19 protein-coding genes are annotated in these 19,624 nt (G+C 58.3%); 14 read left to right on the top strand and 5 right to left on the bottom strand.

Annotated elements, in window-relative coordinates:
• From dapF to corA, 7 genes are all read left to right on the top strand, one after another.
• The gene (dapF, locus tag D5066_RS21550) at positions 1-825 is read left to right on the top strand and encodes a diaminopimelate epimerase (RefSeq protein ID WP_119917165.1); all 825 of its coding nucleotides are present in this window, start codon (positions 1-3) and stop codon (positions 823-825) included.
• Positions 822-1,529, top strand: coding sequence for a DUF484 domain-containing protein (locus tag D5066_RS21545; protein WP_080330376.1), 708 nt, complete (start codon positions 822-824; stop codon positions 1,527-1,529). Before dapF ends, D5066_RS21545 begins: the two co-directional genes overlap by 4 nt.
• Complete coding sequence (xerC, locus tag D5066_RS21540; RefSeq protein ID WP_119917164.1) at positions 1,526-2,428, top strand: tyrosine recombinase XerC; 903 nt, start codon at positions 1,526-1,528, stop codon at positions 2,426-2,428. The genes D5066_RS21545 and xerC overlap by 4 nt, the downstream gene beginning before the upstream one ends.
• A complete protein-coding gene (gene yigB / locus D5066_RS21535) occupies positions 2,428-3,144 on the top strand; it encodes a 5-amino-6-(5-phospho-D-ribitylamino)uracil phosphatase YigB (RefSeq protein WP_080330377.1) in 717 nt (238 codons plus the stop codon). The genes xerC and yigB overlap by 1 nt, the downstream gene beginning before the upstream one ends.
• Positions 3,145-3,251: 107 nt before the next feature.
• Positions 3,252-5,414, top strand: coding sequence for a DNA helicase II (gene uvrD, locus D5066_RS21530; protein WP_045631335.1), 2,163 nt, complete (start codon positions 3,252-3,254; stop codon positions 5,412-5,414).
• Between the two features lie 149 nt (positions 5,415-5,563).
• Positions 5,564-5,620 carry a YsgD/CorL family protein gene (ysgD, locus tag D5066_RS23200; RefSeq protein WP_217480774.1) on the top strand — a complete coding sequence of 19 codons (57 nt, stop codon included), beginning with the start codon at positions 5,564-5,566 and terminating at the stop codon, positions 5,618-5,620.
• Between the two features lie 150 nt (positions 5,621-5,770).
• A complete protein-coding gene (gene corA, locus D5066_RS21520) occupies positions 5,771-6,721 on the top strand; it encodes a magnesium/cobalt transporter CorA (protein ID WP_080330379.1) in 951 nt (316 codons plus the stop codon).
• Between the two features lie 43 nt (positions 6,722-6,764).
• Here the strand turns inward: corA and rarD are convergent, their stop codons facing one another.
• Together rarD and yigI are read right to left on the bottom strand one after the other, a co-directional pair.
• Positions 6,765-7,661, bottom strand: coding sequence for an EamA family transporter RarD (gene rarD / locus D5066_RS21515; protein WP_119917162.1), 897 nt, complete (start codon positions 7,659-7,661; stop codon positions 6,765-6,767).
• Positions 7,662-7,712: 51 nt separating this feature from the next.
• Entirely contained in the window at positions 7,713-8,180 is a 468-nt protein-coding gene (yigI, locus tag D5066_RS21510; RefSeq protein ID WP_028014789.1) for an acyl-CoA thioesterase YigI, read from the bottom strand.
• A 162-nt stretch (positions 8,181-8,342) separates the two neighbouring features.
• Here yigI and pldA point away from each other — a divergent pair, with 162 nt between their 5' ends.
• From pldA to rhtC, 3 genes are all read left to right on the top strand, one after another.
• Positions 8,343-9,212: a phospholipase A gene (pldA, locus tag D5066_RS21505; protein WP_080330381.1), complete on the top strand. Its 870-nt coding sequence runs from the start codon at positions 8,343-8,345 to the stop codon at positions 9,210-9,212.
• 90 nt (positions 9,213-9,302) lie between these two features.
• Positions 9,303-11,132, top strand: coding sequence for an ATP-dependent DNA helicase RecQ (recQ, locus tag D5066_RS21500; protein ID WP_047345452.1), 1,830 nt, complete (start codon positions 9,303-9,305; stop codon positions 11,130-11,132).
• A gap of 61 nt (positions 11,133-11,193) precedes the next feature.
• Positions 11,194-11,814: a threonine export protein RhtC gene (gene rhtC, locus D5066_RS21495; RefSeq protein ID WP_010426287.1), complete on the top strand. Its 621-nt coding sequence runs from the start codon at positions 11,194-11,196 to the stop codon at positions 11,812-11,814.
• On the opposite strand, the gene rhtB is transcribed toward rhtC, so the two are convergent.
• Positions 11,811-12,431, bottom strand: coding sequence for a homoserine/homoserine lactone efflux protein (gene rhtB / locus D5066_RS21490; RefSeq protein ID WP_028014786.1), 621 nt, complete (start codon positions 12,429-12,431; stop codon positions 11,811-11,813). The two genes, rhtC and rhtB, sit on opposite strands and share 4 nt — an antisense overlap.
• 110 nt (positions 12,432-12,541) lie before the next feature.
• Here rhtB and pldB point away from each other — a divergent pair, with 110 nt between their 5' ends.
• The 3 genes from pldB (at position 12,542) to D5066_RS21475 (ending at position 15,348) form a co-directional block, all read left to right on the top strand.
• A complete protein-coding gene (gene pldB, locus D5066_RS21485) occupies positions 12,542-13,534 on the top strand; it encodes a lysophospholipase L2 (RefSeq protein ID WP_119917161.1) in 993 nt (330 codons plus the stop codon).
• Positions 13,535-13,565: 31 nt separating this feature from the next.
• Complete coding sequence (yigL, locus tag D5066_RS21480; RefSeq protein WP_119917160.1) at positions 13,566-14,366, top strand: sugar/pyridoxal phosphate phosphatase YigL; 801 nt, start codon at positions 13,566-13,568, stop codon at positions 14,364-14,366.
• Between the two features lie 82 nt (positions 14,367-14,448).
• Entirely contained in the window at positions 14,449-15,348 is a 900-nt protein-coding gene (locus D5066_RS21475; protein ID WP_119917159.1) for a carboxylate/amino acid/amine transporter, read from the top strand.
• On the opposite strand, the gene metR is transcribed toward D5066_RS21475, so the two are convergent.
• Positions 15,236-16,189 carry an HTH-type transcriptional regulator MetR gene (gene metR / locus D5066_RS21470; RefSeq protein ID WP_119917158.1) on the bottom strand — a complete coding sequence of 318 codons (954 nt, stop codon included), beginning with the start codon at positions 16,187-16,189 and terminating at the stop codon, positions 15,236-15,238. The two genes, D5066_RS21475 and metR, sit on opposite strands and share 113 nt — an antisense overlap.
• 115 nt (positions 16,190-16,304) lie before the next feature.
• On the opposite strand from metR, the gene metE reads away from it, so the two are divergent.
• Entirely contained in the window at positions 16,305-18,566 is a 2,262-nt protein-coding gene (metE, locus tag D5066_RS21465; protein WP_119917157.1) for a 5-methyltetrahydropteroyltriglutamate--homocysteine S-methyltransferase, read from the top strand.
• 43 nt (positions 18,567-18,609) lie between these two features.
• On the opposite strand, the gene D5066_RS21460 is transcribed toward metE, so the two are convergent.
• Entirely contained in the window at positions 18,610-19,416 is an 807-nt protein-coding gene (locus D5066_RS21460; protein WP_119917156.1) for a dienelactone hydrolase family protein, read from the bottom strand.
• Between the last annotated feature and the right edge of the window lie 208 nt (positions 19,417-19,624).

The raw sequence follows: 19,624 nt of genomic DNA, 5'->3' as shown, positions 1-19,624 counted from the left end.
ATGCAGTTCTCTAAAATGCATGGCCTTGGCAACGATTTTATGGTCGTCGACGCGGTAACGCAGAATGTGTTTTTCTCCCCGGAACTGATCCGTCGCCTGGCGGATCGGCACGTGGGCGTGGGGTTCGATCAGCTGCTGGTGGTTGAGCCGCCCTACGATCCCGACCTCGATTTCCACTACCGTATTTTTAACGCGGACGGCAGTGAGGTGAACCAGTGCGGCAACGGCGCGCGCTGTTTTGCCCGTTTTGTTCGCCTGAAAGGGCTGACCAACAAGCGCGATATCCGCGTCAGTACCGCTAATGGTCGTATGGTGCTCAGCGTTACCGACGATGAGCTGGTGCGCGTCAATATGGGCGAGCCTAACTTCGAGCCTTCCGCCGTGCCGTTTCGCGCAAACAAAGCGGAAAAGACCTATATTATGCGTGCGGCCGAGCAGACAGTATTGTGCGGCGTCGTCTCGATGGGTAACCCGCACTGCGTGATTCAGGTGGATGACGTGGAAACCGCGGCGGTCGAAACGCTCGGCCCGGTGCTGGAGAGCCACGAGCGGTTCCCGGAGCGCGCGAACATCGGCTTTATGCAGGTGGTGAAGTGTGAGCACATTCGCCTGCGGGTTTACGAGCGCGGCGCGGGCGAAACCCAGGCCTGCGGAAGCGGCGCCTGTGCGGCTGTCGCCGTTGGTATCTCTCAGGGGTTACTGGCGGAAGAGGTTCGCGTGGAGTTACCGGGCGGTCGGCTTGATATCGCCTGGAAAGGACCGGGTCATCCACTGTATATGACGGGCCCGGCGACACATGTTTATGACGGGTTTATCCATCTATGAAACAACCAGGGGAAGAACTGCAGGAAACAGTGACGGAACTGGACGACAGCGCTGTTGTTGATTATCTGCTGAACAATCCTGAGTTTTTTATTCGCAATGCACGCGTCGTCGAACAGATGCGCGTGCCGCATCCGGTTCGCGGGACCGTGTCGCTGGTCGAATGGCACATGGCGCGCTCGCGTAACCACATCAACCAGCTTGAAGAGAACATGACGCTGCTGATGGAGCAGGCCAGCACCAACGAAAGCCTGTTCTATCGCCTTCTGCACCTGCAGGCGCGTCTGGCGTCGGCGCACAGCCTCGAAGAGTTTCTCAGCCGCTTCCACCGCTGGGCGCGTGAGCTGGGGCTGGCGGGCGCAACGATTCGTCTGTTCCCTGACCGCTGGCGCATTGGCGCACCGTCGGGGTTTACCCATCTGGCGCTCAGCCGTCAGGCGTTTGAGCCGCTGCGCATTCAGCGCCTGGGCCATGAGCACCACTATCTGGGGCCGCTGAACGGGCCTGAGCTGCTGGTGGTGTTACCGGAAGCCAAAGCGATTGGCTCGGTGGCGATGTCGCTGATGGGGCGCGATGGCGACCTGGGGGTAATATTATTTACCAGCCGCGACGCGCACCACTATGAGCAGGGGCAAGCCACGCACCTGCTGCAGGAGATCGCCCTGATGCTGCCCGAGCTGCTGGAGCGCTGGATTGAACGCGTATGACGGACGGACTGCTCGCCACTGACGTCTCGCGCTTTCTGCGCTATCTGGGCGTTGAACGTCAGCTCAGCCCTATCACGCTGCTCAACTATCAGCGTCAGCTTGATGCCATCATCCAGATTGCCGAAGAAATCGGCCTGAAAAGCTGGCAACAATGTGACGCTGCCACGGTACGCGGGTTCGTCGTGCGTAGCCGTAAAAAAAATCTCAGCCCGGCGAGCCTGGCGCTTCGGCTCTCTGCGCTGCGCAGCTTCTTCGACTGGCTGGTCAGCCAGGGCGGCCTGAAAGCCAACCCGGCGAAAGGGATCGCCACGCCGAAAGCCCCGCGGCATCTGCCGAAAAATATCGACGTTGACGACGTAAACCGTCTGCTGGATATCGATCTGAACGATCCGCTGGCCGTGCGCGACCGCGCGATGCTGGAGGTGATGTACGGCGCGGGCCTGCGTCTCTCCGAACTGGTGAACCTCGACTTAAAGCATCTCGATCTGGAATCCGGCGAAGTGTGGGTGATGGGCAAGGGCAGCAAAGAGCGCCGCCTGCCGATTGGCCGTAACGCGGTTTCCTGGATTGAGCACTGGCTGGATCTGCGCGGCCTGTTTGGCGCGGAAGAGGATGCGCTGTTTTTATCAAAGCTCGGCAAGCGGATCTCCGCGCGTAACGTGCAGAAGCGCTTTGCGGAGTGGGGCATCAAGCAGGGGCTGAACAGCCACGTGCATCCACACAAGCTGCGCCACTCGTTTGCCACCCACATGCTGGAATCGAGCGGCGATCTGCGCGGCGTACAGGAACTGCTCGGCCACGCGAATCTGTCGACCACTCAAATCTACACCCACTTAGACTTCCAACACCTTGCCTCGGTGTATGACGCGGCGCATCCACGCGCCAAACGGGGGAAATAATGCGTTTTTACCGCCCACTCGGTCAGATTTCAGCCCTGACGTTTGACCTTGATGACACCCTTTATGACAACCGCGAGGTGATCCTGCGTACTGAGCAGGAGTCGCTGGCGTTTGTGCAAAATTACCATCCCGCGCTGAAAGCGATGCAGAATAAAGACTTCCAGCAGCTGCGCCAGTCCCTGCGGGAGACCGAGCCGGAGATTTACCACGACGTGACCGAATGGCGTCGCCGTGCGGTTGAGCAGGCGATGCTCAACGCTGGCCTGAGTGCGCAGGATGCGGCCATCGGTGCCGAAGCGTCCATGGAAAACTTTGCCAAATGGCGCAGCCGGATCGACGTGCCGCAGGAAACCCACGACACGCTGGCTAAGCTCGCTGAAAAGTGGCCGCTGGTGGCCATTACCAACGGCAACGCCCAGCCGGAGCTGTTTGGCCTCGGGGATTACTTCGAGTTCGTGCTGCGCGCGGGCCCGCACGGGCGCTCGAAGCCGTTCAGCGATATGTATCACCTTGCAGCGGAAAAACTGAATCTGCCGCTCGGTAACATACTTCACGTGGGCGACGACCTGACCACCGACGTGGCGGGTGCTATCCGCTGCGGCATGCAGGCCTGCTGGATCAAGCCAGAAAATGCGGAGCTGATGACCGCAGCCGACAGCCGTCTTCTGCCGCACGTGGAAATTTCACGGTTGGCATCCCTCACGACGCTGATATAATCACCAGTAATATTGTATAAATTACCAGGGTTTTGCAGTTGTAGGCCCGGTAAGCGAAGCGCCACCGGGCGTTTTGCTGTGTTCCTGAAGACTATGTGACGGTGCCAATGGACGTTTCTTACCTGCTCGACAGCCTTAATGACAAACAGCGTGACGCGGTTGCCGCCTCGCGCACCAACCTGCTGGTTCTGGCTGGGGCGGGCAGTGGTAAGACACGCGTGCTGGTTCACCGTATCGCCTGGCTGCAGAGCGTGGAAAACTGCTCACCGTACTCCATCATGGCGGTGACGTTTACCAACAAGGCGGCGGCGGAGATGCGCCACCGTATCGCCCAGCTGATGGGCACCAGCCAGGGCGGCATGTGGGTTGGCACCTTCCACGGCCTGGCGCACCGTCTGCTGCGCGCGCACCATATGGACGCCAACCTGCCGCAGGATTTCCAGATCCTCGACAGCGAAGACCAGCTCCGTCTGCTGAAGCGCCTGATCAAGGCGATGAACCTCGACGAGAAGCAGTGGCCGCCGCGTCAGGCGATGTGGTACATCAACGGTCAGAAAGACGAAGGCCTTCGCCCGCACCACATTCAGAGCTTCGGCAACCCGGTCGAGCAGACCTGGCAGAACGTCTATAAGGCCTATCAGGAAGCGTGCGATCGTGCCGGGCTGGTGGACTTTGCCGAACTGCTGCTGCGCGCCCACGAGCTGTGGCTGAACAAACCGCATATCCTGCAGCACTACCGCGAACGCTTCACCAATATCCTGGTGGACGAATTCCAGGATACCAACAACATCCAGTACGCGTGGATCCGCCTGCTGGCCGGTGATACCGGCAAGGTGATGATCGTGGGCGATGACGACCAGTCGATCTACGGCTGGCGCGGGGCGCAGGTGGAGAACATCCAGCGCTTCCTCAACGATTTCCCCGGCGCGGAAACCATCCGTCTGGAGCAGAACTACCGCTCAACCAGTAACATCCTGAGCGCGGCCAACGCCCTGATTGAGAACAACAACGGGCGTCTCGGCAAAAAGCTGTGGACCGACGGCGTCGACGGCGAACCAATCTCGATTTACTGCGCCTTCAACGAGCTCGATGAAGCCCGTTTCGTGGTGAACCGCATCAAAACCTGGCAGGACAATGGCGGCGCGCTGGAGCAGTGCGCCATTCTCTATCGCAGCAACGCCCAGTCGCGCGTGCTGGAAGAGGCGCTCCTGCAGGTGAGCATGCCGTACCGCATCTATGGCGGCATGCGCTTCTTCGAACGTCAGGAGATCAAGGATGCGCTCTCTTATCTGCGCCTGATCGCCAACCGCAACGACGACGCGGCGTTTGAGCGCGTGGTGAACACGCCGACCCGCGGGATTGGCGATCGTACGCTGGACGTGGTGCGACAGGCCTCGCGCGATCGCCAGCTGACGCTGTGGCAGGCGTGCCGCGAGCTGCTGCAGGAAAAAGCCCTCGCCGGACGTGCCGCCAGCGCATTACAGCGCTTCCTGGAATTGATTGACGCCCTGGCGCAGGAAACCGCCGACATGCCGCTGCACGTGCAGACCGACCGGGTGATCAAAGACTCGGGCCTGCGCACCATGTACGAGCAGGAAAAAGGCGAGAAGGGCCAGACCCGTATTGAGAACTTAGAGGAACTGGTCACGGCAACGCGCCAGTTCAGCTACAACGAAGAAGACGAAGACCTGATGCCGCTGCAGGCGTTCCTCTCTCACGCCGCGCTGGAAGCGGGTGAAGGGCAGGCGGACACCTGGCAGGACGCGGTTCAGCTGATGACCCTGCACTCCGCCAAAGGTCTGGAGTTCCCGCAGGTGTTTATCGTCGGCATGGAAGAGGGGATGTTCCCGAGCCAGATGTCGCTGGATGAAGGCGGACGTCTGGAGGAGGAGCGTCGTCTGGCCTACGTCGGCGTCACTCGCGCCATGCAAAAGCTGACGCTGACCTACGCGGAAACCCGCCGTCTGTACGGCAAAGAGGTCTACCACCGTCCGTCGCGCTTCATCGGCGAACTGCCGGAAGAGTGCGTGGAAGAGGTGCGTCTGCGTGCCAGCATCAGCCGCCCGGTTAGCCATCCGCGTATGGGCTCGCCGATCTCTGAAACTGACACCGGCTACAAGCTGGGCCAGCGCGTGCGTCACTCGAAGTTTGGTGAAGGCACCATTGTGAATCTGGAAGGTAGCGGCGAGCACAGCCGCCTGCAGGTCGCGTTCCAGGGCCAGGGGATCAAATGGCTGGTGGCCGCTTACGCGAAGCTGGAAACGGTGTAACTTTCAGAAAAATATCATTATTTTGTAATAATCTGCTAGCCTTATACGTTGAAGGTCAATTAATGCCCTTCAGCGTTCCGTTGCGTGTTGACGCCGCAGTTACTGCTGGCGTAACATGCGCGCACGATTACGCTAAGAGGACATTCGCCTTGGACACACCCAGTAGATACTGGCTCATTTCCCTGTCATCCAGGAACAACTCCTAAGGCTATCTCCTCTTGCTGATGGCCTTAGTGGTTGTCAGCGACTGCATTATTCCCGTCGCGCTGAGTCAGGCTGTTTAATGGTCTGAAACCCAATTTGTTTCTGTGTGCCCACCGAACTGTCCGATATTTTTTGCATTGGGAGTCCCGGTCATGTTGAGCGCATTTCAACTCGAAAATAACCGACTGACTCGGCTTGAAGCCGAAGAGTCACAGCCCCTCGTTGATGCCGTATGGGTGGATCTGGTCGAGCCGGACGACGATGAGCGCCTTCGCGTACAATCAGAGCTGGGGCAAAGCCTGGCAACCCGTCCAGAACTGGAAGACATCGAAGCCTCTGCGCGTTTCTTTGAAGATGAAGATGGCCTGCATATTCACTCCTTCTTCTTCTTTGAAGATGCGGAAGACCACGCGGGTAACTCCACCGTGGCGTTTACCATTCGCGACGGCCGTCTGTTTACTCTGCGCGAGCGCGAACTGCCGGCATTTCGTCTCTACCGCATGCGCGCCCGCAGCCAGGCGATGGTGGACGGCAACGCCTACGAGCTGCTGCTCGATTTGTTTGAAACCAAAATTGAACAGCTGGCGGACGAAATTGAAAACATCTACAGCGACCTGGAAAAGCTGAGCCGCGTGATCATGGAAGGCCATCAGGGCGATGAGTACGACGAAGCGTTGTCTACGCTGGCAGAGCTGGAAGATATCGGCTGGAAGGTGCGTTTGTGTCTGATGGATACCCAGCGCGCGCTGAACTTCCTGGTGCGCAAGGCGCGTCTGCCGGGCGGTCAGCTGGAGCAGGCGCGTGAGATTTTACGCGATATCGAATCCCTGCTGCCACACAACGAATCCCTGTTCCAGAAGGTGAACTTCCTGATGCAGGCGGCGATGGGCTTTATCAACATCGAGCAGAACCGCATTATCAAGATCTTCTCGGTGGTGTCCGTGGTGTTCCTGCCGCCTACGCTGGTGGCATCCAGCTATGGGATGAACTTTGAGTTTATGCCGGAGCTGAAGTGGAGCTTTGGCTACCCGGGGGCGATTATCTTTATGATCCTCGCGGGGCTGGCGCCGTATCTCTATTTCAAGCGTCGGAACTGGCTGTAAAGATCTGGCGGGTGGCGCTGCGCTTACCCGCCCTGCAAAATACCTACATTCCTCTGCGGGTTCTGCGCTGGGTATAAATCGCATCGGCGACGAAAATCGCCAGCGCCACCCAGATAAAGGCGAAGGTCACCATCTTATCCGCACCCGGCACTTCGCCGTAAAACACCACCGCCAGCAGGAACATCAGCGTCGGGCCAATGTACTGGAAGAAGCCCAGCGTGGAGAGACGCAGGCGCGTTGCTGCACCGGTGAAGCACAGCAGAGGAATGGTGGTCACCACGCCTGCCGCCATCAGCATCAGGTTCAGCGACCATGGGTTGTTGCCCATATGGCTGGTCGCACTGTCGGCAATACCGAACAGATAGATCGCCGCCACCGGCAGCAGCCACAGGGTTTCAAACAGCATCCCGGTTTGGGCTTCCACCGCTATTTTCTTACGTACCAGGCCGTAGAAGGCAAAGCTGAACGCCAGGCCGAGGGCAATAATTGGCAGCGAGCCGAAGGTCCACAGCTGCACCAGTACGCCGCAGAAGGCCAGAATTACCGCCACCCACTGCATCCGGCGGAAGCGTTCGCCGAGGAAAATCATCCCCAGCACGATGTTCACCAGCGGGTTAATGAAGTACCCCAGGCTCGCTTCAAGCATGTGATGGTTATTCACCGCCCAGATGAACAGCAGCCAGTTGCCGCCGATCAGCACCGCAGAAAGCGCCAGCAGGAAGACCTTTTTAGGGGTTTGCAGCAGCGTTTTAACGCCGGACCACTGACGGCTGATGCTCATCAGCGCGATCATGAAGAAGAACGACCAGATGACGCGGTGAGTGAGGATCTCGTCGGCCGGTACATAGGCGATAAATTTGAAGTACGCCGGTGCGATACCCCAAATAAAATAAGCGGCAAGGGCGAGTAAAACGCCCTGCCGCGTCTGTTTAGCATCCATCGGGAAAATCCGTTACAAAAAAGTGAATCAATTTTACCCGATTTTGCCGCCTCAACCCACCATATAAGTGGCGGTTGCGCTGGCGATATAAACCTGTTCTTCGTTATGCAGCTCAACGCGCGCCACGGCAACTTTATTTCCGGCACGCAGCAGGCTGCTGGTGCAGGTAAAGCGGTTTCCGCGCCCCGGTCGAAGATAGTCGACGCGTAAATCAATGGTGCCCATGCGCGCCAGGCGCTGGCGGAGTTCATCTTCGTTGATGGTGTCATGCCGCGTCAGCGTACTGCCCACGCAGACCAGACCCGCCGCCACGTCCAGCGCGGAAGCAATCACCCCGCCGTGTAAAATACTTTGCGCCCAGTTACCCACCATCATCGGCTGGTTGTTGAAGCTCAGCTGGGCAAACTCTTTCTCGTAACGCTCCAGCTCCAGTCCCAGCGCACGGTTAAACGGCATATGGTAAACAAAAATCTCGCCCACGAGTTTTAACACTTCTTCGGCGGTAAGCATGGCTGACATGAGGCATTACATCCTTATTGTTAATGAAATGTTGATTTTATGCCTCAGCAATAAGGAATTCCACTTTCAGAAACGAGGATGCAGCAGTTATCGCAGAAGTCTGTAGAATGTTCGCCTCATAACTATTCAGGTAATCTTACTCTTTGCAGGAGAACACCACCGATGCGGACGTATCTGGCCTGGTTACTGGCGGCGGTTGCGCTGCCCCTCACAGCATATGCGCAGGAAGCGACGATTAAAGAAGTCCATGATCAACCTGCCGTTAAGGGCAGCATCATCGCCAATATGCTGCAGGAGCATGACAATCCATTCACGCTCTACCCGTACGACACCAACTACGTGATTTACACCCAGACCAGCGACCTCAACAAAGAGGCGATAAGTTCTTATAACTGGTCCGATAATGCGCGTAAGGATGAGGTGAAGTACCAGCTCAGCCTGGCATTCCCGTTCTGGCGCGGCATTCTGGGGCCGAACTCGGTGTTCGGTGCGTCTTATACGCAGAAATCCTGGTGGCAGCTCTCAAACAGCGGGGAATCTTCTCCGTTCCGCGAAACCAACTATGAGCCGCAGCTTTTCCTCGGCTTCGCAACGGACTACGAATTTGCTGGCTGGACGCTGCGCGACGTTGAAGTCGGCTTTAACCACGACTCCAATGGCCGCTCCGACCCAACCTCGCGCAGCTGGAACCGTGCCTACACGCGCCTGATGGCGCAGAACGGCAATTTGATGGTGGAAGTGAAGCCGTGGTTTGTTGTGGGTGACACCGACGATAACCCGGATATCACCAAATACATGGGCTACTATCAGCTTAAAGTGGGCTATCAGTTAGGTGAAGCCGTGCTGAGCGCGAAAGGCCAGTACAACTGGAACACCGGCTACGGCGGCGCAGAGCTTGGCCTGAGCTACCCGGTGACGAAGCACGTGCGTCTCTACACGCAGGTGTACAGCGGTTACGGCGAGTCGCTGATCGACTACAACTTCAACCAGACCCGCGTGGGCGTGGGCGTTATGCTGAACGATATTTTCTAAGCTGCTCGAATGTTTTTGCGTTAAACGTTGAAGTTTCTCTCTCAGGCGCTGAAAATAGCGCCTGTTTCATTTCTGGCATATGGGGTTAACGTGGCGCAGGCGGAAGTATTGAATCAGGAGTCGCTGGCTAAACAGGTTTTGCATGAAACCTTTGGCTACCAGCAGTTCCGCCCCGGCCAGGAAACCATCATTGAAACCGTGCTGGAAGGCCGGGACTGTCTGGTAGTGATGCCGACCGGCGGCGGGAAATCTCTCTGCTATCAGGTGCCCGCGCTGGTGCTGAACGGCCTGACGGTCGTGGTATCTCCCCTTATTTCTCTGATGAAAGACCAGGTGGATCAGCTGCTCGCCAACGGCGTGGCGGCGGCCTGCCTGAACTCGACGCAAACCCGGGAGCAGCAGCAAGAGGTGATGGCCGGGTGCCGCACCGGGCAGATCCGCCTGCTGTATATCGCCCCCGAGCGCCTGATGCTGGATAACTTCCTTGATCACCTGGCGCACTGGAATCCGGTCCTGCTGGCGGTGGATGAAGCGCACTGTATCTCTCAGTGGGGACACGATTTCCGCCCGGAATACGCCGCGCTCGGCCAGCTGCGTCAGCGCTTCCCTGAACTGCCGTTTATGGCGCTTACCGCCACGGCGGACGACACCACGCGTCTGGATATCGTTCGCCTGCTGGGGCTGAACGACCCGTATATTCAGGTCAGCAGCTTCGATCGGCCGAACATCCGCTACATGCTGATGGAAAAATTCAAGCCGCTGGATCAGCTCCTGCGCTACGTCCAGGAGCAGCGCGGCAAGTCCGGCATTATCTACTGCAACAGCCGCGCGAAGGTGGAAGACACCGCCGCGCGTCTGCAAAACCGCGGCTTTAGCGCCGCCGCGTATCACGCCGGGTTAGAGAACCACATCCGCGCCGACGTGCAGGAGAAATTCCAGCGCGATGATCTGCAAATCGTCGTCGCGACGGTGGCGTTCGGGATGGGCATCAACAAGCCGAACGTGCGCTTTGTGGTGCACTTCGACATTCCGCGCAATATCGAATCCTACTATCAGGAAACCGGCCGCGCCGGGCGTGACGGCCTGCCGGCGGAGGCGATGCTGTTTTACGATCCGGCGGATATGGCGTGGCTGCGCCGCTGTCTGGAAGAGAAACCGCAGGGACAGCTGCAGGATATCGAACGCCACAAGCTCAACGCGATGGGTGCCTTCGCGGAAGCGCAAACCTGCCGCCGTCTGGTGCTGCTCAACTACTTTGGTGAAGGGCGACAGGAGCCGTGCGGCAACTGCGATATCTGCCTCGATCCGCCGAAGCAATACGATGGCCTGATGGACGCGCGCAAAGCGCTCTCGACCATTTACCGCGTGAACCAGCGCTTCGGGATGGGCTACGTGGTGGAAGTGCTGCGCGGCGCGAATAACCAGCGTATCCGCGACATGGGTCACGACAAGCTGCCGGTTTACGGCATCGGTAAAGACCAGAGCCACGAGCACTGGGTCAGCATCATTCGCCAGTTGATCCACCTCGGCTTTGCCACGCAGAATATTGCTCAGCACTCCGCGCTTCAGCTTACGGAGGCCGCGCGTCCGGTGCTGCGCGGTGACGTTGAACTCAAGCTCGCCGTGCCGCGCGTCATTGCCCTCAAGCCGCGGGTGATGCAGAAATCCTACGGCGGTAACTACGACCGCAAGCTGTTTGCCAAACTGCGCAAGCTGCGTAAAGCCATTGCCGATGAAGAGAACATCCCGCCGTACGTGGTGTTCAACGACGCGACGCTGATTGAGATGGCCGAGCAGATGCCGCTCAGCGCCAGCGAAATGCTCAGCGTTAACGGCGTGGGAACACGTAAGCTCGAGCGCTTCGGGAAAGAGTTTATGGCGCTCATCCGCTCTCACGCCGATGGTGATGACGAGGAGTAGTCAGCCGGCCAAAAAAGTGCCAGGATGATGACTCACTACATTATTTTCCCGCGAGCTAATTATGTTAATGCTATTTCTCACCGTGGCATTAGTGCACATCGTTGCGCTGATGAGCCCTGGCCCTGACTTTTTCTTCGTGTCACAAACGGCCGTCAGCCGCTCCCGCAAAGAGGCGATGATGGGCGTGCTCGGTATTACCATGGGCGTTATGGTCTGGGCGGCGGTCGCGCTGCTCGGTCTGAACCTGATCCTGGCGAAGATGGCCTGGCTGCATAACATCATTATGGTCGGTGGCGGGCTGTATCTGTGCTGGATGGGCTACCAGATGCTGCGCGGGGCATTAAAGAAAGAAGAGAAAAAACCGGAAGAGCCCAAGGTGGAGCTGGCAACGGGCGGCCGCAGCTTTGTGAAAGGGCTGCTGACCAACTTGGCGAACCCGAAAGCGATTATCTATTTCGGCTCCGTATTCTCGCTGTTTGTGGGCGACAGCGTCGGCGCGGGCGCGCGCTGGGGGATCTTCCTGCTGATTGTCGTTGAGACCTTCGCCTGGTTTACCATCGTGGCCAGCCTGTTCGCCTTACCGGCGATGCGCCGCGGCTACCAGCGCATCGCGAAGTGGATCGACGGCTTCGCCGGCGCGCTGTTCGCCGGCTTCGGCATTCATCTCATCATCTCTCGCTAAGCATGACGCGCTGACGCAAGCAGCGCGCCCACCAGCATAAACAGCGAACCAAAGACTTTATTCAGGGCCTTCATCTGCTTAGGCCCTTTAATCCACGCCGCTATCCGCTGCGCCAGCGTCGCGTAACCAATCATCACGATAATATCGACGATAATGGTGGTCGCGCCCAGCACCACGTACTGCATCACCTGGGGCTGATGCGGCACGATAAACTGCGGGAACAGGGCGGCGAGGAACACAATGCTTTTCGGGTTCGTCAGGTTCACAAACACCGCGCGCTTAAACAGGTGACCGCGCGTTTGCGTCCGGGAGAGCGTATTCAGGTCAATCGAGCCTGCCGCGCGCCACTGCTGAATGCCCAGCCAAATCAGATACGCCGCACCGGCCCATTTCAGCACCTCAAAGGCCAGCACCGAGCGGGAGAACAGCGTCCCCAGACCAATCCCGACCAGCACAATGTGAATGCCCAGCCCGGTCTGCAAACCGGCAATCGACGCCGCCGCACCGCGGTAGCCGTGGTTGATGGAGGTGGTCATGGTGTTAATAGCCCCCGAGCCGGGTGAAAGGCTGAGGATTATGGATGTCAGCAGGTAGGCGAACCACCACTCGAAGGTCATTTGAAACTCCCGAACCGTCTATTTTTATGCCACAATACGCTATTATTGCGTCATTTTGTGACCAGTGACGAAAAAAACGATATTCCCTGGATTACGTGAGTGGAAACCCAATGTTTCAGCAGAAAAAGGACTGGGAAACACGAGAAAACGCTTTTGCTGCTTTCTCTATGGGGCCGCTGACCGATTTCTGGCGGCAGCGTGAGGAAGATGAGTTTACGGGCGTCGGGGGCATCCCGGTGCGCTTCGTTCGTTTCCGCAATGTAAAAAATGACCGGGTGATTGTCGTCTGCCCCGGACGTATCGAAAGCTACGTCAAATATGCCGAACTGGCCTACGACCTGGTCCATATGGGGTTCGACGTGCTGATCATCGACCACCGTGGACAGGGGTTGTCCGGTCGTATGCTGCCGGATACGCACCGTGGGCACGTGGATAACTTCAGCGATTACGTCGACGATTTTGCCGCGTTCTGGCAGCAGGAAGTGCAGCCTGGCCCCTGGCGCAAGCGATATATCCTTGCGCACTCCATGGGCGGCGCCATTTCGACGCTGTTTTTGCAGCGGTATGAGCACCAGTGCGACGCCATTGCGCTCACCGCGCCGATGTACGGTATTGTCATTCGTTTTCCCGACTGGATGGTGCGCCATCTTCTCGACTGGGCTGAGGGCCATCAGCGCATTCGTGAAGGCTATGCCATCGGAACCGGACGCTGGCGCGCATTGCCGTTCGCCATCAACGTTCTGACCCACAGTCGGCAGCGCTATCGCCGCAACCTGCGCTTTTATGCCGATGAACCGCGCTTGCGCGTTGGCGGCCCCACCTGGCACTGGGTGCGGGAAGGTATTCATGCCGGTGAGCAGGTGCTGGCGGGCGTAGGCGATGATGACACGCCGACGCTTCTGATTCAGGCGGAGGAAGAGCGTGTGGTGGATAACCGCATGCATGACCGCTATTGTGAACTGCGCGCTGCAGCCGGTCACCCTTGTGAAGGGGGTAAACCGCTGGTCATCAACGGTGCGTACCATGAGATCCTTTTTGAAAAGGACGCTATGCGCTCAGTCGCGCTCAACGCCATTGTTGATTTTTTCAACAGGCATAATTGATTATTGTTTTCCACCAGAGGTTGAAATCCCTATGTATCAGGTTGTTGCATCTGATTTAGATGGCACGCTGCTTTCCCCCGACCACACCCTGTCGCCTTACGCGAAAGAGACCTTAAAACTCCTGACTGCCCGTGGCGTGAACTTTGTGTTCGCCACCGGGCGCCACCACGTGGACGTGGGGCAGATCCGCGATAACCTGGAGATCAAATCGTACATGATCACCTCCAACGGTGCTCGCGTACACGACACGGACGGCAACCTGATCTTCACCCACAATCTGGATCGCGATATTGCCGCCGATCTGTTCGGCGTGGTTCATAACAACCCAGATATCGTCACCAACGTTTACCGCGACGACGAATGGTTCATGAACCGCCACCGCCCGGATGAGATGCGCTTTTTCAAGGAAGCCGTATTCCAGTACTCACTGTACGAGCCTGGCCTGCTGGATCCAGAAGGGATCAGCAAGGTGTTCTTTACCTGTGAAAGCCACGAAGAGCTGCTGCCGCTGGAGCAGGCGATCAACGCCCGCTGGGGCGATCGCGTGAACGTGAGCTTCTCCACGCTGACCTGTCTGGAAGTAATGGCGGGGGGCGTCTCCAAAGGTCACGCGCTTGAAGCGGTAGCAAAACGTCTGGGCTTTGAGCTGAAAGACTGCATCGCCTTCGGCGACGGCATGAACGACGCCGAAATGCTCTCCATGGCGGGCAAAGGCTGCATCATGGAAAACGCCCACCAGCGCCTGAAGGATCTGCACCCGGAGCTGGAAGTCATCGGCACCAACGCAGACAACGCGGTTCCGAAGTATCTGCGCAAACTGTTCCTTGAATAATCTTCATTCGATTATTTATTGCTCAGTTGTCAACTGAAGAGTTCGCTACAATGCCTCTCCTTCTTTCTGAGAGACAAGCATTGTGGCGCTACTCATTATCACCACTATCCTGTGGGCCTTCTCCTTTAGCCTGATTGGCGAATACCTTGCCGGTTTGGTCGACAGCTACTTTTCGGTGCTGATGCGCGTGGGGCTGGCGGCGCTGGTATTCCTGCCGTTCCTGCGCACCCGCGGGCAATCGCTGAAAACCATTCTGCTGTATATGCTGGTGGGAGCGATGCAGCTCGGCATCATGTACCTGTTCAGCTTCCGGGCCTACGTCTACCTTTCCGTCTCCGAATTCCTGCTGTTCACCGTGCTGACGCCGCTCTACATCACGCTGATCTACGATCTGCTCAGCAGGCGCCGTCTGCGCTGGGGATACCTGCTGAGCGCCGCGCTGGCGGTGGTGGGGGCGGCGATCATTCGCTACGACAAGGTGAGCGATCACTTCTGGACCGGGCTGATGTTCGTCCAGCTTGCCAACATCAGTTTCGCCATCGGCATGGTGGGCTACAAGCGCCTGATGGAAACCCGCCCGATGCCGCAACATAACGCGTTTGCGTGGTTCTACATGGGCGCGGCGATCGTCGCGGTGGCGGCGTGGTTTATGCTCGGCAACCCGCAAAAGCTGCCGACCACCACCGTACAGTGGGGCGTTCTGGTCTGGCTGGGCGTGGTGGCGTCGGGGCTGGGCTACTTTATGTGGAACTACGGCGCTACCCAGGTCGACGCCGGGACGCTGGGGATCATGAACAACGTGCACGTACCGGCGGGGCTGCTGGTGAACCTCGCCATCTGGCAGGAACAGCCGCACTGGCCGAGCTTCCTTATTGGGGGAGCGGTGATCCTGGCTTCACTGTGGGTCCATCGCCGCTGGGTCGCTCCGCGCTCCGCACAAACGGAAGGTGGTCGCACGCGTGGTTCCGCGCTGAGCGAATAAACGCCTCCGTAACCGGCTGACGCTGCTCGCCATCGCGCACGGCGGCGTACAGCCGGCTCCACAGTCCTTCCCCCAGGGTTTTGGTGACTACCAGTCCCTGACGCTCAAAACTCTCCACCACCCAGTGCGGCAGCGCCGCAATACCCATGCTGGCTGCCACCATCTGAATCAACAGCAGGGTGTTATCCACGCTTTTCAGCTGCGGGCTAATGCCTGCTGGTTGCAGGAAGTGACGCCAGATATCCAGGCGACTGCGCTGGACCGGGTAAATCAGCAGCGTTTCCGTTGCCAGCTCTTCCGGCGTGATGCGCGTTTTGGCAGCCAGAGGATGATCCGGCGCCAGTACCAGGCGCACTTCAAAATCAAACATCGGCGAATAGTGCAGGCCGCTGCGCGGCAGTATGTCAGAGGTCATCACCAGATCCAGCTCGCCCTGCTGCAGCGACGGCTGCGGGTCAAAGGTCACGCCGGATTTGAAGTCCATCTCCACCTGCGGCCACTTCTGACGAAAGTTCTCAAGCGCGGGGGTCAGCCACTGAATACAGCTGTGGCACTCAATGGCGATGCGCAGTTTCGTCTGCTGTGGCTCGTTACAGGACTGCAGCGCGCTGGCGATCTGCGGCAGTACCTGATTCGCCAGCTGCAGCAGAATTTCCCCCTGCGGCGTAAAGCGCAGAGGCTGGCTTTTGCGCACAAAAAGACGGAAGCCGAGGCGTTGCTCCAGATCGCTGAACTGGTGAGAAAGGGCGGACTGCGTCTGGTGCAGCGTGGCCGCAGCCGCCGCGAGCGAACCGCAGTTCCGCAACGCTTGTAGCGTTTTCAGGTGTTTAATCTCGATCATGAAAGTCCTTCACTTCGCCATGAACATTTTGCGCTTGAGGAATATACAGTACCTGCCAATTATAGAAGTGTAAACATCTGGACGTCTAAATAACGAATTTCACAAGGGGCATACCATGACAATCCGCAATCACACTCTCGGTTTTCCTCGCGTTGGTCTGCGTCGCGAGCTGAAAAAAGCGCAAGAAAGCTACTGGGCAGGCAACGCCACCCGTGAAGAACTGCTGGCGGTGGGGCGCGAGCTGCGTGCCCGTCACTGGGATCAGCAAAAGCAGGCGGGCATTGACCTGCTGCCGGTGGGCGATTTCGCCTGGTACGACCATGTTCTGACGACCAGCCTGCTGCTGGGCAACGTGCCGGCTCGTCATCAGAACAAAGATGGATCGGTAGATATCGATACCCTGTTCCGCATCGGCCGTGGCCGTGCGCCAACGGGTGAGCCAGCGGCAGCGGCGGAAATGACCAAGTGGTTTAACACCAACTATCACTATATGGTGCCGGAGTTCGTGAAAGGTCAGCAGTTTAAGCTGACCTGGACGCAGCTTCTGGACGAAGTGGATGAAGCGCTGGCGCTGGGCCACCAGGTGAAGCCCGTCTTGCTGGGGCCGGTAACCTACCTGTGGCTGGGTAAAGTGAAGGGCGAGCAGTTTGACCGCCTCAGCCTGCTGAACGATATTCTGCCGGTCTACAAACAGGTGCTGATTGAGCTGGGCAAGCGCGGCATTCAGTGGGTACAAATCGACGAACCCGCGCTGGTGCTGGAGCTGCCGCAGGAGTGGCTCGATGCCTTTAAACTGGCGTATGACGCGCTTACCGGTCAGGTGAAGCTACTGCTGACCACCTATTTTGAAGGCGTGACGCCGAACCTGAAGACCATTATCGCGCTGCCGGTTCAGGGCCTGCACGTTGACCTGGTTCACGGTAAGGACGATGTGGCGCTGCTGCACAAGCGCCTGCCTGCAGACTGGCTGCTTTCTGCTGGTCTGGTCAACGGTCGTAACGTCTGGCGTGCCGATCTGACCGAGAAATACGCACAAATCAAGGACATCGTCGGCAAACGTGAACTGTGGGTGGCCTCTTCCTGCTCCCTGCTGCACAGTCCGATCGATCTCAGCGTGGAGACCCGCCTCGACCCTGAAGTGAAAAGCTGGTTTGCCTTCGCCCTGCAAAAATGTGAAGAGCTGACGCTGCTGCGCGACGCCCTGAACAGCGGCGACACGGCGGCGATTGCCGACTGGAGCGCCCCGATTCAGGCGCGTAGTCACTCGGCTCGCGTGCACAACCCGGCGGTAGAAAAACGTCTGGCGGCCATCACCGCCCAGGACAGCCAGCGCCAGAGCCCGTATGAAGTGCGCGCCGAAGCCCAGCGCGCCCGCTTCAACCTTCCCGCATGGCCGACCACGACGATCGGCTCCTTCCCGCAGACGACGGAGATCCGCGGCCTGCGCCTGGACTTCAAAAAGGGCAATCTGGATGCGAATCACTACCGCACCGGCATCGCGGAACACATCAAGCAGGCGATTATCGAGCAGGAACGCCTGGGGCTGGACGTGCTGGTGCACGGCGAGGCCGAGCGTAACGACATGGTAGAATACTTCGGTGAACACCTGGACGGCTTCGTCTTTACTCAGAACGGCTGGGTGCAGAGCTACGGCTCCCGCTGCGTGAAGCCGCCGGTGGTCATCGGTGACGTCAGCCGTCCAGAACCGATCACCGTTGAATGGGCGAAGTACGCCCAGTCCCTGACGGATAAGCCTGTGAAAGGGATGCTGACCGGCCCGGTGACCATTCTCTGCTGGTCGTTCCCGCGTGAAGACGTGACCCGTGAAACCATCGCCAAACAGATCGCCCTGGCGCTGCGTGATGAAGTGGCGGATCTGGAAGCGGCGGGCATTGGCATCATCCAGATTGACGAACCGGCGCTGCGCGAAGGTTTGCCGCTGCGCCGCAGCGACTGGGATGCCTACCTGCAGTGGGGCGTGGAAGCGTTCCGCATCAACGCCGCGGTGGCGAAGGACGACACCCAGATCCACACCCACATGTGTTACTGCGAATTTAACGACATCATGGATTCGATTGCCGCGCTGGATGCTGACGTCATCACCATCGAGACCTCGCGTTCAGATATGGAGCTGCTGGAGTCGTTTAAGGAGTTCGACTATCCGAACGAAATCGGACCGGGCGTGTACGACATTCACTCTCCGAACGTCCCGAGCGTGGAGTGGATTGAGGCGCTGCTGAAAAAAGCCGCTCAGCGCATTCCGGCGCAACGTTTGTGGGTGAACCCGGACTGCGGGCTGAAAACCCGCGGCTGGCCGGAGACGCGTGCGGCGCTCGCCAACATGGTGAAGGCGGCGCAGAATTTGCGTCAGGCTTGATAACGAGCAGGCCCGGTAAGGCGTAGCCGCCACCGGGCTTTTTTTACGCTTTTTTCCCGCCGTACTGGCTAAACCACGCCAGCATTCTCTGCCAGCCATCTTTCGCGGATTCCGCGTGATAGCTCGGACGATAATCGGCGTTAAACGCGTGTCCGGCATCCGGATACACCACAATCTCCGCCTTGGCATTCGCCGCGCGTAGCGCATGACGCATGGTCTCGACGGTATCAAGCGGGATGCCGGTATCCTGACCACCATACAGCCCTAATACGGGCGCATTCAGATCCGTTGCGATATCAACAGGCTGCTTCGGTGAATTCAGCGTTTTTTCGCCCACCAGTTTGCCGTACCAGGCCACAGCAGCTTTCAGTTGCGGGTTATGCGCGGCATACAGCCAGCTAATGCGCCCGCCCCAGCAGAAGCCGGTCACCATCAGACGGTGCGGGTCACCGCCGTTGCGCGCCGCCCAGCTGGCAACGTGGTCGAGATCGGCCAGCACCTGCGCATCTGGCACTTTGCTCACCAGGTTACTGAACAGCGTCGGGATATCACTGTAGTCATTGGGATCGCCCTGACGGAAGTAGAGCTCTGGCGCAACGGCCAGATATCCTTCAAGTGCCAGGCGGCGGCAGATATCGCGGATATGTTCGTGAACGCCGAAAATCTCCTGAACCACTATCACGATGGGCAGCGGGCCGTCTGCCGACCTGGGGCGCGCGTGATAAGCAGGCATATTCTCCCCCTGCGAGGGGATGGAGGTCTCGCCCGCAGTAATGGCGTCTTCTGAGGTTGAGACGATGGTTGAAGCATGCGGAGCCGCAGCAGGTGCAAATCCGGTTTTTTCAGTCATGGCATTCTCCGTACCAATGAGTTAGCGCAAAGGTAAATATAGACACCAGGTTAACAACCCACAGTGCCTTAAACGGTCTATCTTTTGTGCAGCACCCGACGATATAACTTGTTAATGTGATGTGAATCACTCTTTGGTGGAAATTCAATGCAATCATTTTCATTCATGGTGAGATGCGTCACGAAATTATGCTTACCGCTTCTGTAAA

Source organism: Enterobacter chuandaensis, assembly GCF_003594915.1.
Classification (GTDB): Bacteria; Pseudomonadota; Gammaproteobacteria; order Enterobacterales; family Enterobacteriaceae; genus Enterobacter; species Enterobacter chuandaensis.
Note: the sequence above shows the minus strand (reverse complement) of the source record. Positions and strands in the feature narration are given on the sequence as shown.